Raw genomic sequence first — 15978 nt, 5'->3', positions numbered from 1 at the left:
TGTGGCAACCGCCGAGATCCGTTGTGTCTAGGCTATTCCCTGTGCGAGGAATCGGGTCTCGCGGCGATACCCGAACTCGGGTACGGGCCGCGTCTGCGCTGGCGACAGCTATGGTCATGGCTCGGACTACCGGGGCGTTCTACGTCATGGGTGGGATTCTGGGTCTGCTGATTACCGGAATCGCCCCTGGCGACGAGGGTAATCGGGCGCTGGTTGGTGGGGCGGCAGCGGTAGCGCTGGTGCTCGGTCTCACGCTGCTCGCATGGGGGCCACGGCTGCCCCATACGATCCACCACGTCTACGTCGCCATCGCGACGGTGCTGGTGACGATCGCGGTGCATTCGTTCCCGAACACGGTGGGCGCCATCAGCCTCGCCGCGTTCTACGTGTTCATCGCATGCGATGCCGCGCTGTTCTTCGCCTGGTCCCAGGCGGCGGCCCACATCGCTTTCGCGCTCGTCCTGTGTCTGTGGGTGCTGCCCGCGCGGCCGGTGACCCCCGCGCTGCCATGGTGGTCGGGCCTGATACCGGCGGGGGTGACCGTCGGCGTCGGCGTGGTCGTCGGTGTGCTGACCAGAATGGCGTCGGAGGCCGACATCGACGTGCTCACCGGCCTGCTCAACCGTCGCGGCTTCGATCGGGCACTGAACACCGCGATCGAGCAGGCCACTCGGAACGGGCACGGCCTGGCGCTCGTGCTGGTCGACCTGGACCGCTTCCAGAAGATCAACGATCATCTCGGTCACCGTGCGGGCGACGCGGTCCTGCAGCGGGTCGCCGACACCTGGTCCAAACTGCTCGCCCCGGATCAGCGACTGGCCCGCTACGGTGGCGACGCGTTCGCGCTGCTGCTGCCGAGCACCACCGAGCAGGCCGCGATCTTGCTCACCGAACAGCTCCGCGCGGCGGTGACCACCGGGTGTTCGGCAGGCGTGACCTCCTGGCAGCCGGGAGAGTCCGGATCGCTGCTGGTCAGCCGGGCGGACGTCGGCCTGTACCGGGCCAAGCAGGCGGGTCGCAACCGGACGGTGCTCGAATCTTCCCGGCAGCTGCCGCTGGCGGTGGAACTGCGCGAGGCGATCGACCGAGGCGCGCTCGACGTGCACTACCAGCCGATCGTCAGCCTGACCGAGGGCGGCGGCAAGGCGGTCGGCGTCGAGGCGCTGCTGCGCTGGTCCTCCAGTGCGCAGCCGGACGTCACCACCGAGGGTCTGATCCGCGTCGCCGAGGAGTACGACCTGATCGCCGATCTGGACGAACTGGTGCTGCGCAGGGCATGCGCGGACGCGGCGCGGCTGCAGGAGACCTTCGCCCAGCTCGACCTGACGTTGAACGTGAATGTCAGCGGGCTCGAGCTGGCCGAGTCCGATTACGCCGACCGGGTGGCGAGCATCCTCGCCGGTACCGGCTGGCCCGCCGATCAGCTGGTGCTCGAGGTGACCGAGAGCGAGCTGGCCGCCGAATCCCAGACCGCGATCGCGAATCTGCATACTTTGCGTGAGCGGGGCGTGCGCATCGCCATCGACGACTTCGGTACCGGGTACTCCTCGCTGAGCAGGCTGGCGACCCTGCCCAGCGACATCCTCAAGGTCGACCAGTCCTTCGTCGCCGCGATCCGCTCGGACTCGCCCGCGCCGCCACTGCTCGGCGTGATCGCCGCCCTGTCCAGCGCGCTCGACCTGCAGGTGATCGCCGAGGGCGTGGAAACCGAATACCAGGCCGCGGTGCTCACCGAGCTGGGTTTCGCGCTCGCCCAGGGCTACCACTACAGCGACTCGCATCCGGTGTCCGAGCTGATCAGCGACCTCAACGAGCACCAGGGCCGGGTCGGCCCCGGCGTCGCGGACCGAGAACTCGGCGACGGCGACTCGATCCACGCCAACGGCTGGGTGCCGATGCCTTGATTCCGTTGGCGCTCGTGTGGCTGATTCATTCGACGCGGGTGCCTTGATCCCTTTGGTGTCGTGTGGCCGATCCTGTTGACGCGGCGAGTTAATTCTGTTGACGCCGTGTTGCGACGGCGTACATGCATGACGACATGCGTTTGCTCGTCTACGGCTGTTGATTCGCCAAATCGCTGCGCGCCCGGTCGACGGGTAGCGCCCCACCTCGCAGCCCGTCAGCCTGCGCTCGCTGACGGTTCGGGCGGTGCTCTTCAAAGGCATCGGTGAATTGATTCCGCTCTACGCACTGTATGCCCTGCTATTCGCCGACCATGGGATGAGCACGGGGCAGATTTCACTGCTGTTCGCGATGTGGTCTACGACGTCGTTCCTGCTCGAGGTGCCCTCCGGGGCGTGGGCCGACATGGTTTCGCGGTGTGCGCTGCTCGTACTGAGCGGTGTGCTGCTGACCGCGGGCTTCACACTGCGGACCGTCACGCCTACCTTCGCGGGTTTCGCCGCTGGATTCGTGCTGTGGGGCACCTCGGGCGCCTTGGCCTCCGGTACGTTCGAGGCGCTAGTCGCGTTTTGCCGCAGCCGTATGCCACGCGTCGAGGGGGATCCGCCCGGTAGCGTGCGGGGCATGACCGCGCAGGTGAGACTCGGAGTGCTCTTCGGGTTCGGTATCGGCGCCGGTGTCGCGGTGCAGGGGCGGATCAATGGTGCGCTCGGTGCGCGGCTGCACGACGGGATTGCCGCCGCCACCATCAGTTTCGGCACCGGGCTCTTGGTGCTCGCGGTGGCCTTCGCATTCAATGGGCGGCTGCGCGACGGCGCGCGGCGGGTGCGGCGGGCGTTGTCCGACGGCGTGCTGCGGCCGTGGCAGCTGCTCGGCGGTTTGTGTGGCGCGTTCTTCGTCGCGTGCCAGGGTCTCACCGTCGTGGCCATCGGCGTCACGGCGTTCACTGTGGCGACCGTCGCGGGACAGTTGCTCAGCAGCCTGGTGGTCGACAGGCTCGGACTCGGCCCGGGCGGCCGCACGCCGATCACGGCGTTGCGCCTGGGCGGCGCGGCGCTCGGCGTGCTAGCAGTGCTGGTGGCCGAATTCGGCCACACCAGAGCCACCGGTGGCCTCTCGGTCCCGGATGCGCTGCGCGGCGCACCAACCGCGCTGCTGGTCGTGCTGCCCGCGCTCGCGGGGATCGGCCTGGCCTGGCAGCAGGCGGTGAACGGCAAGGTGGGTGCGGTCGGTGGGCCGTTCTCGGCGACCATCGTCAACTTTTGCGTAGGCCTGCTCGCCCTGCTCGTCATCGAGGCCGCAGTGGTCTCGACCGCTAGCGGTCCAGCCGAATTCCCCACCGAACCATGGCTCTATCTCGGCGGGTTGATCGGCGTCGCCTTCATCGCCCTTGCCGCGTGGACCGTCCGCTGGATCGGCGTCCTGCTCCTCGGCCTCACCTCGGTGGCGGGACAGCTGATGGCTTCACTCGTCCTCGACGTCCTCACCCCGACCAGCGCGGGCCTGTCGGCCACCGCGATCGTCGGCTGCGTGCTGACGCTCGTCGCGGTCGGCATCGCCACTCGGTCGAAGTCCTGAGTCGGTGGTGCCGTGGTCGCCGCGCCGGCGGTCATGCCGTTGTGGAAGGCCGGGTGGCTGCGCGGCAGGGACGGCGAGCAGGCGTTGCGCGGAGGAACTGGCGGTCGGGCCTGGTGCTCAGGCCAGCTTGCGTGAGCGCAGTTCGTGCCCCTTGGACGTCTTACACCGTCCCGACTCCAGATCCCACTGCCAGCCGTGCAGGTTGCAGGTGAGGGTGTTCCCCTCCACCACACCGAATTTCGACAGGTCCGCCTTCAGATGCGGGCAGCGTCGCTGGACTTCCCAGCCGTCGAGTTCGGTGGAGGCGGAATCGTCGTGCGCTTCGGCGAACCAGCCGTCGGCGTAGGCGATCCGCTCGTCGGTGAGGCATTTGAAGAAGGTGTAGAGGAATTCGTTGTATCCGCCGATGCGCCAGGCCTGGAAGCGGGTGGACAGGAAGATGGTGTTCACCCAGTCCGGCTCGTTGTCGCGCAGCACCGTGTGTACCAGTTCCGGTGCGATACGGAAGCCGTAGCGGTACTTGCCCTCGCCTTCGATCGGGCCACGCACGACCCGCTTGGGGAAGTCGAGCACCACAGTTTCCTCGCCCATCACCAGGCCGACCGGGTAGCCGATGCCGTCGCAGATCAGATCGCTCTGCGCCATGATCGGTTCGAACAGCTTCCGCAGCGGTTCCAGCAGTGAGCCCTTCGCGGTGGCCCAGGTCGCCTTCTCGACTATCAGGTCCGACGCGTGTCGTTGCGCCATCCGCTCGATGTATTCGGCCTTGTTGCCGTAGATGTCGGCGGGATCGCTCGGGTGGGTCAGCGTCAGCTCGGCGCCGTGCACGTCGGCGACCGAACCGGGGATAATCAGGATCCCCTGGGAGTTGCCGTGGATCCGCATCTGCTCCAGGAAGACCACCTGGTCCGGGAAGATGTTGCCCTCGTCGCCGCGGTCGTCGTTGAGGTAGCGCAGCTCATCGTCCAGGAACACGGGCGGGCCTGCCGAGGGCACCACCCAGGTGGCGCCGACCTGTTCGACGTAGCTGCGCGCCCGGTCCATGCCGCGCTGACGTTTCTGCTTGCCGAAGTTCGACTTGGTGCGGGCCGGGATGTCGTAGACCATCGGGTACCAGATGGCGCCCGAGTACTGCAGCAGGTGGATATCGACGTGACCGAACGCCTCGTGCAATACGTCCATGTCGACGGGGCGGGCGTCGTTCATGTTGAAGCAGGTGGTCTCGCCGTCGGAGACGACAAGTCCGGAGTCCCCGATCGGTCCGTCGGCCGGCGCGCGCAGCGCGATGATCATGATGTCCAGCTCGCCGCCCGGCCCGGTCACCGTGTGTTTGACCGAGTCCTCCGTCTCGACGAATTCGTGAAAGCCGAGCTTCTCCAGTTCCCGCCGCAGGTCCGGCACCGGATAGTCCGGCAGCAACACGGTCGCGTCCTTGTTGACGTACTTCGCCAGGTGCCCCGCGTCGAAGTGGTCACGGTGCAGGTGCGAGACATACAGGAAGTCGCAATTGCCCAGCTCGTCCCAGTCCAGCTCAGTGTTGTCGGGGAACGGGAACCACGAACCGAAGTACGCGGGGTTGACCCACGGATCGCAAAGGATCGACCCGGCCGCGGTGCGGATGTGGAATCCGGCGTGTCCGACGCTGGTGATCTGCACTAGCTGCTCCTCCTGACCGTTACCAGCCAACCAGGGTAGTGGTTACGGCGAAACGTCGCCGATGCAGTAGCCGTCCGGGCCGGACAGCAGAGTGAAGGTGCGGGTCTGCGTCACACCGGAGGAGTCGGTCACCGGAACCAGCACCGCGATGTAGTTCGTGCGCAGCTGCTCCGAGCGGATCTCCTGGTCGGCGAACTTGGTGGTCCCGGTGAGCATGCCCTGGTTGTCGGCCAGCGGCGCGGAGACCGGACGCCCGGTGCCCGTGGGATCCCAGGTGGCCGGGGACGCCTTGCAGATCAGTGGGTAGGCGCCTTCCTTGTCGGCCGGGTCGAGCGGGGCGCCGACGAACCTGGCCAGGTAGCGGCGCACGGTGTGCCTGGCGTCGGCATCGTTGTACTCGATGTCCGCGCCCGCCACGGCGACCCGAGGGCAGGCGTAGCCGGTGTCGACGACGGCGCGGTCCACGGCGACCGTGGCGGTCCGGCTCTTCCAGACGACCATGTCCTGGGTTGATATGCCGGGCTGGGCAAGGGCGGTCAGGATGGCCTCCTGGTTCTCGTACATGCCGGCCACGTTCCGCGGCGCGATGGTCCAGCATTTCGCCTGCAACTCGGCAGTGGTGTCGGATGTCAGGTCGGCTGCCCAGCGCTGCACGGCGGCCGCGGCGGCGGGCAGTCCGGGGACCGCGCCGACCGGCGGAGCGTCGGCGGGAACCTGGGGGAGTGTCGAGGTGCTCGGTGGCGCGGTGATCGAAACGGCGGCCGGTGGCGTCGTGCCGCGCGCGCTCGCCCTCGGCGTGCTGTCGTCCGGAATGCCAACGGCGGAGTCGCAGCCGGTCAGCAGGACAGCGCCGGTCAGCGCCAAGCCGCCGAGCAGCACCCCTCGCGCCCGCGCGATCCGAGGTCCGGCTTGCCTGTACTGGATCGACGCTGCGGCCACCCCGTCCGAGGAGCGGGGTCGCGACGTTGCCGCCCGATCTCGATCCCGCGTTTTCCGCTCGTGTTCAAGCGGTTTCGGTCGAGCACGTTCCACTGCGGCGATCCTCTTCTCTAAGGCGTGTGGTCGGGTGATCGGGTCGTCTCCGCTCCGGCGCGGCGCGCGGTGGCGGCGTGCTGCCGGAGGGGACAGGCAGCGACTACGCTAGCGGAATGGTGGAACCCGTCTACCGGACGATCATCGGGCTGGCCCGTACCGTCTTCTTCCTCGAAGGTTTGAAGTTCAGCGTCAAGGGCGATGAACACATTCCCGCGCGGGGTGGTGCCGTGTTGGCGGTGAACCACACCGGCTACATGGATTTCACCTATGCGGGCCTACCGGTGCGCACGCCCAAGCGATACATCCGGTTCATGGCGAAGAAGGAGGTCTTCGACAACAAGATCTCCGGTCCGATCATGCGGGCGCTCAGGCACATTCCGGTGGACCGCTCCGCGGGCGCCGATTCCTACCAAGCCGCGGTCGAGTATCTGCGCCGCGGCGAGCTGGTCGGCGTGTATCCCGAGGCGACCATCAGCCGCAGCTTCGAGATCAAGGAATTCAAGTCCGGCGCGGCGCGCATGGCGACCGAGGCGGAGGTGCCGATCATCCCGATCGTCATCTGGGGTGCCCAGCGGGTCTGGACCAAGGGTTTTCCAAAGCGTCTCGGGCGCACCAACACTCCCATCTCGATCGTGGTCGGCGAGCCGATCCAGCCGTACGAGCCCGTCGCCGAACTCACCGCCGAGCTGCGCTCGACAATGCAGGACATGTTGCTGGATCTGCAGAAGGACTACGTGCACGAACCAGGCGCGTACTGGGTCCCCGCCCGGCTCGGCGGCAGCGCCCCTACCCTGGAGGAGGCGGACGCCATGGATGTCGCCGAAGCGGAGGCCAAGGCCGCGCGCAAGGACGCGGCTCAGTAGTAACAGGAGTTCGGGTGGCGCGGGAACCGGTTTACGACATCCGCACCGGGCTGGCCCGCACCATCTTTCTGGCGCAGGGTTTGCGGATCGATATCGAAGGCCAGGATTGCATCCTGCGCTCCGGCGGTGCCGTGCTCGCCGTCGCGCCACGAGTCATGGCTCCAGATATAGCTGCTCGCACGGCAATCTCGGATACCCGTCGGTGTCGTCCATGGACACTTGCACCGAGTCGTGCCAGTGCCGAGCGCGCCACTCTTGGACGAACAAGCACGCGGCGGTGACGCACGCGACGAAATCCAAGCGGGCACCGTGCCAGAAGACCGAGAGATGAACATCCCTCTCGGACGGGATCGGGGATTTCTGGCGCTCATCATGGTTCATCGTTGCCGCTCCTTTTACCGCCCATAGTGGTATTCGTGGCACACCCGCTTCCAGAGGGCGTGGGGATCCAGTCGAAGTACTCACTTGCGCGGGCGTCTCCGAAGCAGGTTTCGGTGCCTTCGGGTGGCGCACGCTGAGAACGTAGATCACGCCGTCGACCGCGAACCAGGTGGCGGAAGCACCGATTTCGTGGTGTTCCGCGTCGGAGCCTCAGCTCTCATGACCTGCCCGGTGCTGCACACCGTCGTCGGCAACCCCGCTGCGATGGCGGGCCGACTGCTCGCCGACCTCAGCAAGAAGGACAAACATTAGGCATCCGGATACTGCCCTACTCCGCCCCTGAACCTCGCGACGCCCGGTATATCAACATGATTTGAACCGCTGGGTTTTTTTATCAAAGCACTACTGGCCGTGGGTCTTGGCCAACGCTTCGGTGAGGCGTGCCCGGACGACGTCCAGCGCGGCGATCTTTTCTTCGACCACAGTAAGCCTCCGGGCGATGACCCGCGCGCTTGCTGGGCAGACGGGGCCGTCGGTGACTTCTCCATCGAGACAAGGCCCGAAGGTCCGGATGTCATTGCTGGTCAAGCCGATCGAGAGCAGTAGTTTGATGTTGCCTACCTGGGCGACCGTCGACTCGTCGTACGCCCGGTAACCGTTCGGCGCTCGTCGGGGGTGCAGCAAGCCCTGCTGCTCGTAGTACCGCAGTGCGCGAATGGTAGTCCCTGCCTTGTCGGCCAGTTCTCCGATCAGCATCGTTCTATTCTCATCCTCCCGCACCGAGGCCGCCATCGACGCGAATGATCGTGCCGGTGAGGTAGCTGGCCGCAGGACGCGTCGCGTTCACGATCCACCATGCGATCTCCTCCGGCTGAGCTACCCGCCGGAGGGGGATTCGGGCCCGAAGCTCCTTTCCCGCCGCCGCGATCTGTTGGTCTGAGAAACCGGCGTGGCTCAGCACCGGCGTCGCAGTAATCCCGGGAGCTACCGACACGACACGTATGCCACGCTGCGCGAGCTCGACAGCCCACGTATGGGTCAGGAAGTCGAGGGCCACCTTCGTCGATCCGTAGATCGAGTTGTTCGGCCAGCCATGGTGCGGCGGGTTGGAGGTGACGTTGACGATCGAGCTGTCGGGCGTCAGATGCGGCAGGGCGTGCTGGGTGAGGAACACCGGGGCGAAGAGGTTCGTCGCGACCTGTTGTTCGGCGATGTTCCGGTCGATCGCACCGAGCGGGGCCGGACGCGTGATCGCGGCGTTGTTGACCAGGACATCGATGCGGCCGAACGTGTCGAGTGCGGCGGCGACGATGCTGACTGGGGCATTTGGCGCGGCGATGTCGGCCACGTACGTCCGGATATTCGGGTGTTGTTCCGCGGTTTCCGCCAGGCGTTCGGCGGTCCGGCCGACGATGAGGACCTCGGCGTCCGCGGCGGCGAACTGCCGGGCCGTCGCGCGGCCGATCCCGGTACCTCCCCCGGTGATGAGTACCGCCCGGCCGTGCAGGGTGTTCGTCTCTTCCATGCTCGGGACGCTAAACCGTGACTCCGGCGTAAAGGTCAAGGGCGGGGACGATGGGCGCTGGCGCCGAACACCGTCGAATCCGAGTTCGCCGCGGCTGACGACTCTTGAACCACCCCGGCTTTCAATGCGGGCCCTCAGCGCAGCTTGCTCAGCGGCTTGCATGGGCTCGGAGCGGGCAGGCGACCGCGGAAGAACATGGTGGGTGGGACGCCCATCAGGGTTCGGAAATCCGCTGACATATGGGATTGGTCGTAGTAGCCGTTGGCGGCGGCCAATTCGGCCCACGGGATGGTTCCAGCATGGGACAGGATCTTGCGTACGCGATCGATGCGGGCGAAGTGCTTGGGGGAGACGCCGATTCCGCTGGCGAACAGGTTTCGGAGTTGGCGTTCGCTGACCGACAGTCGCGCCGCGACCTCGGGCACCGAAACGGGTTGGTCGGCCGAGATGGCGGCCACGGCGGTGGCGAGGAGATGGCGGTGCTCGCGCTGTGCCGGATCGTCGACGATCCGGTGCGGCAACTCGTCCTCGAGGTACCGGAGGACCTCGTCAGGTGCTAGTTCGACCAGCTCGGTGGCGAGGTCGGCGGCGAGGCCTGGCAGGTCTTCGAGCCGCACGGTGCGATCGGTGAGGTCCGCGGCGGGCACGCCGAGCAGCGAACGAACGGCGCCGGGCGCCAGACGCAGGCGGACACATCCCGCAGGCTTCTTCGGCTGCGAATAGGTCGCCTTGGTTTGCGGCCCGACGACGAGCGCGTCGCGCGGTCCGGCGTGCTCGGCACGCAGCACGATCGTGGTCGCCGTCTGTGGAACGTGCGCCAACGGTTCGGGCAGGTCGAGCACCGTCGGAATCCGGGAGAGTTCGGCGAGCCAGGGACGCAGCGACTCCGGCGCGGGCTCGGACGTCTCGACCAGGTCGGCCGTCACGACGGGCGGCGGGTGCAGCATGGCGGTCACCGCATCCACTCTAAGCAGACCGCCGTCCGGGTGGTGTGCCGAAATTTCCTAGAGACCTGGGCGTATACGGGGCACGGTTGTTCGCATGATCGTGATCACCGGTGCGACAGGCACTATCGGCAGTGAAATCATCCGGCAGCTGGCAGACCGTGGCGAGCAGGTCCGAGCAGTGACCAGGGACCCGGGTCGCGCCGAGGTCCCTGCGGGCGTCGAAGTGGTGCGCGGCGACTACACCGACCTCGCGTCCATCGCGGCGGCCATGACAGGCGGCGATGCCGCGTTCATCGTCGGAGTGCTCGGCCCGGAGTACGCCGAGGCCGACCGCGCCCTGATCACCACGGCCCGCGATGCGGGGATCGGCCGCATCGTCAAGCTCTCCGCCATCGGCACCGGCGAGACGGGCCTCGGCCGGGTCGGGACCTGGCATCTGCCCGGTGAGCAGGCCGCGCGCGAAAGCGGCGTGGACTGGACCATTCTGCGCCCCAGCTCTTTTGCCTCCAACACACTGAGCTGGGCTCGAGCCATCCGTTCCGGAAACCCGGTGCCGAACATGACCGGCCGGGCCACGCAGGGCGTCATCGACCCACGCGACGTCGCCGCGGTAGCGACCGAGGCGCTGGTGTCCGCCGAGCATGTGGGCCGCGTCTACACGCTCACCGGTCCGGAGCTGTGCAGCACCCACGACCTGGCCGCGACCTTGGCCGCGGTCGTCGGACATCCGGTGGAGGTCGTCGATATACCGGAGGCCGACGCGCGCGAGCACATGCTCGCGGCCGGAATGTCCGCCGAATTCGCGGACGGAGCACTGGCGGGTCAGGCCTACGTCCGCGCGGGACACAACGCGATCGTCACCGATGATGTGCGCCAGATCCTCGGTCGCGCCCGCACATACGCCGAATGGGCTGCCGATCATGCGAGGGCGTTCGGCGCGGACGTGACCGCGGTGGCGAAATGAGCCTTGTTTGATGTGACCGCTATCACAGCCCTGCCCGGACGGGATGGCATCACGCGTGCCTTCCCGTCCGGTGTTTCCGCTACTGGGCGGTTGAGCGGAAGGTTCGCAGTCGCAGGCTATTGCTGACGACGAAGACCGAGGAGAACGCCATCGCGGCGCCGGCGAGCATCGGGTTCAGCAGGCCCGCCATGGCCAGCGGGATGGCGGCCACGTTGTAGGCGAAGGCCCAGAACAGATTGCCTTTGATCGTCCCGAGTGTCCTGCGGGACAATCGGATCGCGTCCGCCGCCGCGCGCAGGTCGCCGCGGACCAGGGTCAAGTCGCCGGCCTCGATGGCCACGTCGGTGCCGGTGCCCATGGCGAGCCCCAGATCGGCTTGGGCCAGCGCCGCGGCGTCGTTGACGCCGTCGCCGACCATGGCGACCACCTTGCCCTCGGCCTGCAAGCGCTTGACGGCATCCACTTTGTCCTGCGGCAACACCTCCGCGATCACCGCGTCGACGCCGACCTGCGCGGCGATCGCTTCGGCGGCGGCGTTGTTGTCGCCGGTCAGCATGATCGGGGTGAGGCCGAGCGCACGCAACTGGGCGATTGCCTCCGGGGAGGTCGGTTTCACCGCGTCTGCGACCACGAGCACGCCACGCGCCCTGCCGTCCCACCCCACCGCGACGGCGGTCTTGCCCTCGGCTTCGGCCGCGCGCATGGCCCGCTCCAGGCCATCGTCGAGGTGTTGTGACCAGTCTGCCAACAGCCGGGCTCGCCCTGCGATCACCGCGTGGCCGTCCACGACACCCCGCACGCCCAGGCCCTCGACGTTCTCGAAGCCTTCGACCGGTTTCAGCTCGCCGACCCGCTCGCGGGCACCATCGGCGATCGCGCGCGCGATCGGGTGCTCGGACGAATCCTCCAGTGCCCCAGTCAATGCCAGGACGCTGTTGATATCTTCGCCCTCGGCAACGACGACGTCGAGCAGTGCCATCCGGCCGGTGGTAATGGTGCCGGTCTTGTCCAGCACCACCGTGTCCACCTGCCGGGTCGATTCCAGCACCTCAGGGCCCTTGATCAGGATGCCGAGCTGCGCACCGCGCCCGGTGCCGACCATCAGCGCGGTCGGGGTGGCCAACCCGAGCGCGCACGGGCAGGCGATGATCAGCACGGCCACCGCCGCGGTGAACGCGGTGGCCACAGAACCGCCGGTGCCGAGCCAGAATCCGAGCGTCGCGACCGACAGCACGATCACGATCGGCACGAAGATCCCGGAGATCTTGTCGGCCAGCCGCTGCGCCTGTGTCTTTCCGGTCTGCGCGTCCTCGACCAGCCGCGCCATCTGCGCCAGCTGGGTGTCGGACCCGATCCGGCTGGCGCGCACTACGATCCGCCCGCCGACGTTCACGGTGGCGCCGACTACGGTGTCGCCCGGGCCGACCTCCACCGGCACCGATTCGCCGGTGAGCATGGCGGCGTCCACGGCCGAGGACCCCTCCAGCACGACGCCGTCGGTGGCTATCGTCTCGCCGGGCCGGACCACGAACCGATCGCCGACGGCCAACTGCTCCACCGGAATTCGTTGCTCCCGGGTCCCTGCGTGGTTACTCTCGCTGCCTCCTCCGGGCCCGCCGCTCGCACGGCGCAGCACCGAGACCTCTTTGGCACCGAGCTCGAGCAGGGCACGCAGTGCCGCACCGGCGCGCCGCTTGGAGCGTGCCTCGAAGAAGCGCCCGGCCAGAAGGAAGGTGGTGACGCCCGCCGCGGCCTCGAGATAGATGCTCCCGGTGCCGTCCGTGCGGGAGATGGTGAATTCGAAGGGATGCGTCATGCCCGGGGTCCCGGCCGTGCCCCAGAACAGCGCATACAGCGACCAGCCAAGCGCCGCGAGAGTTCCCATCGACACGAGGGTGTCCATGGTCGAGGTGCCGTGACGTAGGTTCGTCCACGCCGCGCGGTGGAACGGCAGCGCCCCCCATGCCACGACCGGCGCGGCGAGGGTCAGCGAGAGCCACTGCCAGTTGGTGAACTGCAGCGCGGGGATCATCGCCATGGCGATCACCGGTACCGTCAGCGCCAGCGAGACCAGCAGGCGGGTGCGCAGCGCTGCGGTGGGATCATCCTCGGGAGCGGTTTTCCGCGGCTCGGGCGGGGCGGGTAGTGCCGCGGTGTAGCCAGCCTGCTCGACGGTAGCGATCAGGTCGCCCGGCGAGACATCGCCGGTGAAATCGACCCGCGCCTTCTCGGTGGCGTAGTTCACGGTCGCGGTGACACCGTCGAGCTTGTTCAGCTTCTTCTCGATGCGATTGGCGCAGGACGCACAGGTCATGCCACCGATCACCAATTCGACCCGCCCGGCGGTGGGTGGTTGTGTCGCGGTGGTCATCGGGCGCTCCATTCTGTGTGGCGTGGGTGGTGCCCGTCAGTGGCTGTGGCCGCTCGGTACGGGCTGCGGGCCGCTCTGTTCGGTGCGCGCCGGTTCGCCGGCCGGAGTGGTGGCGTTCGGCGCGACAGTCAGGGTGAATTCGGCGGTACGGACCACGTCCTCGTGTTGAAAGTCTAGGAACAGTCGGTAGTCGTCCGCGCTCGGCGCCGTGACAGAGAAGGTGATGCTCGGTCCGGACGCGGTCACGCCGTCGCCAGGGTGGCCGTCGGGGTGGACGTGCAGGTAGGCGAGATCGGTGGCGCGCAGCGCTACCAGGTGGCCATAGGCCCCGAGATAGGGCTGCAGGTCGGTGACCGGCTTGCCGTCGCGGTGCATCGATACGGTGACTTTCGAGGCCTTCCCGGGGATGACGCTGCCGTCCAGCGTCCCGGTGTAGCCGCCGACCGTGCTGGTCGTGGCTGCCGGGGGCAGCGGTTGTGGGTCGTATCCGCCCGCGACGCGCAGGTCGGCGCCGAGGATCAGGTTGTCGCCGTCCTCCGGGACGAAATCCGCGAACACCCGGTAGTCGCCCGATCGGGTGAGGTCGAGGGGGACGCTCCAGGTTCCGTTGCCGTCGAGCACGGGGTGCACATGCTGGAAGGCCACCATGTCCCTGCGGACCACGATCAGATGCAAATCCTTGTCGTGGCTGCGCACGTAGCGGGTGACGGGTGCGCCGTCCCGGTTCAGAATGCGGAAGCGCAGCGGGACATTCGGGGCCGCCGTGGTCTGCGTGGTGTCGAGCCGCAGGGTGTATCCGCGGTCGGTGGCCATCATTCCTCCGGGTATGTCGTCGGAGCGGGATCCGCCGGGTGCGGACCTGTCCTCGTGCGCGGCCGGATCGTGGGCGGGCGCGGCAGGCTCCGGGCCGACTGCCGCGCCGGTCGCCAGGGCTATCCCGAAGACCGAGGCAAGGCCGAGAGCGAAGCCGGCGAACTTGGTGGTTGTGTTCACTGTCGGTTCTCCTCGTTGTTGCCGCCGCCTTGTCGTTTCTACCGTACCCCCCTAGGGTATTAACATGTCAAGTGTCGATATCCAAACGAAAAGCCCGGTCCGCGACGATGGGTTCGTGCGGACCGGGCTTGGTCGGCGGTAGGTCACCGCGGCCACCGAAAGGGCCGAGGCGACCTGTGTGTCGGCCCGATTTCGAGACCTCGACATGTAGGAAGCCGCTCCTTGTGGCCGATGTCCGCACTCTGCGGAAGTGCGGGCATCGGCCGGGTCAGGCAGAGTGCAGGTGGCGGGCGGTAGGCGAGGTTTCGGTCGTCGACGGATCGGGATAGGTGCCGAACAGCCGGTCGGCGGTGCCGGAGCTTGTGACCGTGAACCAGTAGTGCTCGTTCTTGTAGTGATGGTGGCGGTGATTGCGCCACACCGCTCGGTAGAGCGCGCGTTTCGGCTTGTAGTCGGTGTGGATCAGGTAGTGCGTCCACTCGTAACCGAGACCGAGCAGGGTGATGGTGATCAGGAAGGTCAGGCCGAGGCCGAGGCGTGGGAAGGCGAACCCGGCCAGGGCGACCAGCACGACGACCAGCACCGAAAGTGTCCTGGTCGGGATGAATATCAGCGGGATATTGCGCGGATCGACATGGTGCTCGCGGTGTTTGCGGGCCAGCTCGCTGTCGATCGGGATCGGGCCGAGCCGCCTCGGCCGCCAGTGCAAGACGGTGACATGCACGATCCACTCGAAGACGGGGAATGCCGCCAGCATCACGGCGGGCACGAATAGGTCGGTCGGCTGCCAGTCGCCGACGCCGACCCGGCCGATCGCGGCGCCGACCAGTATGGTCCCGATCATCCACGGCGACGGATGTCGGAGGAATTCTCGGAAGGCTTCGCCGAGAGTGAGTCCGCGGCGCGATGCCCGCTCGTCCCGGCGCACCCGCGCCCGCGCATCCGACTCGACCGAATCGCCTTCGGATACCTTGGGTTTCGTCATGGTTCTTCCTAGGTGGTGCGTGATCAGGGTCCGCCGAGGACCTCGATCAGAGCGGTGGTCGCCGGCTCGAGCAGGGCGCGAGCCGTGGTGGCGGCCTTCTGTGGCCGTCCCGCCACGATGGCGGCGGCCAGTTCGCGGTATGCCTCGACGTTGCCCACCTCGGTGGACATGATCGGAGCCAGCGCCGCGAGCGCCGGTTCATAGGCGGCGCGCAACATGTTGAACATCAGCCGGAACACGATCGAATCGGCCGCGTCCACGACGTGGTCCCAGAACTCCATCGCACGCCGCTGCTGGGCGATCGGATCTTCTTCGGCGGCAAGCGCTTCGACGGAGGCGTTCAGGAGCGCCGCGACCTCGTCGGCCCCGGTCACGCCGGCGTGCCGCGCGGCCAACTCCGCCACCTTCGGTCCGTTGTGCAGCCGTGCCTCCAGAATGCTGCGCGCCACGGCGGGGTCGAGTTCGCCGGCCTGCACGAGCAGCCGGGGAAGGACCTCGAGCCCCGCCCCGCGCCGATAGTCCAGCACGGTCGTCGCGTCTCCCTGCCGCACGGATACCAGCCCGGCCGCCGCCAGCCGCTGCAACGCCTCCCGCACCGCGGGCCGCGACACCCCCAGCGCTTCCGCCAACTGCCGCTCGCTGGGCAGCGTCGCACCGGGCGCCAACTCCCCACTGAGCACATCGGCGGCGATCTGCTCGAACACATCCGCCGACACCGACCGCTTGACCACTGGTTGCAACGCCATGCGTCTACTGTGCGCCAGCATGGTCAGGAGGT

At 67.7% G+C, this 15978-nt stretch carries 15 protein-coding genes; 5 read left to right on the top strand and 10 right to left on the bottom strand.

Going from position 1 to position 15978, the window contains the following annotated elements; all coding sequences use genetic code 11:
• The first annotated feature begins 116 nt into the window (after positions 1 to 116).
• Both AB4Z47_RS21440 and AB4Z47_RS21435 read left to right on the top strand, forming a co-directional pair.
• Entirely contained in the window at positions 117 to 1904 is a 1788-nt protein-coding gene (locus tag AB4Z47_RS21440) for a putative bifunctional diguanylate cyclase/phosphodiesterase (RefSeq protein WP_441953081.1), read from the top strand.
• Between the two features lie 244 nt (positions 1905 to 2148).
• Positions 2149 to 3480, top strand: a complete 1332-nt coding sequence (locus AB4Z47_RS21435) for a DMT family transporter (protein WP_441953080.1) — start codon at positions 2149 to 2151, stop codon at positions 3478 to 3480.
• A gap of 117 nt (positions 3481 to 3597) precedes the next feature.
• Here AB4Z47_RS21435 and AB4Z47_RS21430 read toward each other — a convergent pair whose 3' ends face one another.
• Together AB4Z47_RS21430 and AB4Z47_RS21425 are read right to left on the bottom strand one after the other, a co-directional pair.
• On the bottom strand, positions 3598 to 5136 hold the full coding sequence (locus AB4Z47_RS21430) for a Rieske 2Fe-2S domain-containing protein (protein WP_441953079.1): 1539 nt from the start codon (positions 5134 to 5136) through the stop codon (positions 3598 to 3600).
• Positions 5137 to 5178: 42 nt separating this feature from the next.
• Positions 5179 to 6075 carry a hypothetical protein gene (locus AB4Z47_RS21425; RefSeq protein WP_441953078.1) on the bottom strand — a complete coding sequence of 299 codons (897 nt, stop codon included), beginning with the start codon at positions 6073 to 6075 and terminating at the stop codon, positions 5179 to 5181.
• A 212-nt stretch (positions 6076 to 6287) separates the two neighbouring features.
• On the opposite strand from AB4Z47_RS21425, the gene AB4Z47_RS21420 reads away from it, so the two are divergent.
• On the top strand, positions 6288 to 7034 hold the full coding sequence (locus tag AB4Z47_RS21420; RefSeq protein WP_441953107.1) for a lysophospholipid acyltransferase family protein: 747 nt from the start codon (positions 6288 to 6290) through the stop codon (positions 7032 to 7034).
• Positions 7035 to 7187: 153 nt separating this feature from the next.
• Here AB4Z47_RS21420 and AB4Z47_RS21415 read toward each other — a convergent pair whose 3' ends face one another.
• Positions 7188 to 7415 (bottom strand): hypothetical protein, encoded by a 228-nt coding sequence (locus AB4Z47_RS21415; protein ID WP_441953077.1) that lies wholly within the window; start codon positions 7413 to 7415, stop codon positions 7188 to 7190.
• Between the two features lie 123 nt (positions 7416 to 7538).
• On the opposite strand from AB4Z47_RS21415, the gene AB4Z47_RS21410 reads away from it, so the two are divergent.
• Positions 7539 to 7727: a hypothetical protein gene (locus tag AB4Z47_RS21410; protein ID WP_441953076.1), complete on the top strand. Its 189-nt coding sequence runs from the start codon at positions 7539 to 7541 to the stop codon at positions 7725 to 7727.
• 90 nt (positions 7728 to 7817) lie between these two features.
• Here AB4Z47_RS21410 and AB4Z47_RS21405 read toward each other — a convergent pair whose 3' ends face one another.
• The 3 genes from AB4Z47_RS21405 to AB4Z47_RS21395 all read right to left on the bottom strand — a co-directional run bounded on the left by AB4Z47_RS21405 (position 7818) and on the right by AB4Z47_RS21395 (position 9887).
• Complete coding sequence (locus AB4Z47_RS21405) at positions 7818 to 8171, bottom strand: MerR family transcriptional regulator (RefSeq protein ID WP_441953075.1); 354 nt, start codon at positions 8169 to 8171, stop codon at positions 7818 to 7820.
• A 10-nt stretch (positions 8172 to 8181) separates the two neighbouring features.
• Positions 8182 to 8940, bottom strand: coding sequence for an SDR family NAD(P)-dependent oxidoreductase (locus AB4Z47_RS21400; protein ID WP_441953074.1), 759 nt, complete (start codon positions 8938 to 8940; stop codon positions 8182 to 8184).
• Between the two features lie 134 nt (positions 8941 to 9074).
• Positions 9075 to 9887: a helix-turn-helix domain-containing protein gene (locus AB4Z47_RS21395; protein ID WP_441953106.1), complete on the bottom strand. Its 813-nt coding sequence runs from the start codon at positions 9885 to 9887 to the stop codon at positions 9075 to 9077.
• A gap of 94 nt (positions 9888 to 9981) precedes the next feature.
• On the opposite strand from AB4Z47_RS21395, the gene AB4Z47_RS21390 reads away from it, so the two are divergent.
• The gene (locus AB4Z47_RS21390; RefSeq protein WP_441953073.1) at positions 9982 to 10851 is read left to right on the top strand and encodes an NAD(P)H-binding protein; all 870 of its coding nucleotides are present in this window, start codon (positions 9982 to 9984) and stop codon (positions 10849 to 10851) included.
• A gap of 79 nt (positions 10852 to 10930) precedes the next feature.
• Here AB4Z47_RS21390 and AB4Z47_RS21385 read toward each other — a convergent pair whose 3' ends face one another.
• The 4 genes from AB4Z47_RS21385 to AB4Z47_RS21370 form a co-directional block, all read right to left on the bottom strand.
• The gene (locus AB4Z47_RS21385; protein WP_441953072.1) at positions 10931 to 13222 is read right to left on the bottom strand and encodes a heavy metal translocating P-type ATPase; all 2292 of its coding nucleotides are present in this window, start codon (positions 13220 to 13222) and stop codon (positions 10931 to 10933) included.
• A 36-nt stretch (positions 13223 to 13258) separates the two neighbouring features.
• Positions 13259 to 14215 carry a hypothetical protein gene (locus tag AB4Z47_RS21380; RefSeq protein ID WP_441953071.1) on the bottom strand — a complete coding sequence of 319 codons (957 nt, stop codon included), beginning with the start codon at positions 14213 to 14215 and terminating at the stop codon, positions 13259 to 13261.
• 268 nt (positions 14216 to 14483) lie between these two features.
• Positions 14484 to 15200, bottom strand: coding sequence for a sterol desaturase family protein (locus tag AB4Z47_RS21375; RefSeq protein ID WP_441953070.1), 717 nt, complete (start codon positions 15198 to 15200; stop codon positions 14484 to 14486).
• A gap of 23 nt (positions 15201 to 15223) precedes the next feature.
• Positions 15224 to 15946, bottom strand: a complete 723-nt coding sequence (locus tag AB4Z47_RS21370; RefSeq protein WP_441953069.1) for a FadR/GntR family transcriptional regulator — start codon at positions 15944 to 15946, stop codon at positions 15224 to 15226.
• Positions 15947 to 15978 lie beyond the last annotated feature (32 nt).

Source organism: Nocardia sp. 2TAF39 (assembly GCF_052114905.1).
GTDB lineage: Bacteria > Actinomycetota > Actinomycetes > Mycobacteriales > Mycobacteriaceae > Nocardia.
The sequence above is the reverse complement of the archived record's forward strand: the minus strand, read 5'-3'. Positions and strand labels throughout refer to the sequence as shown.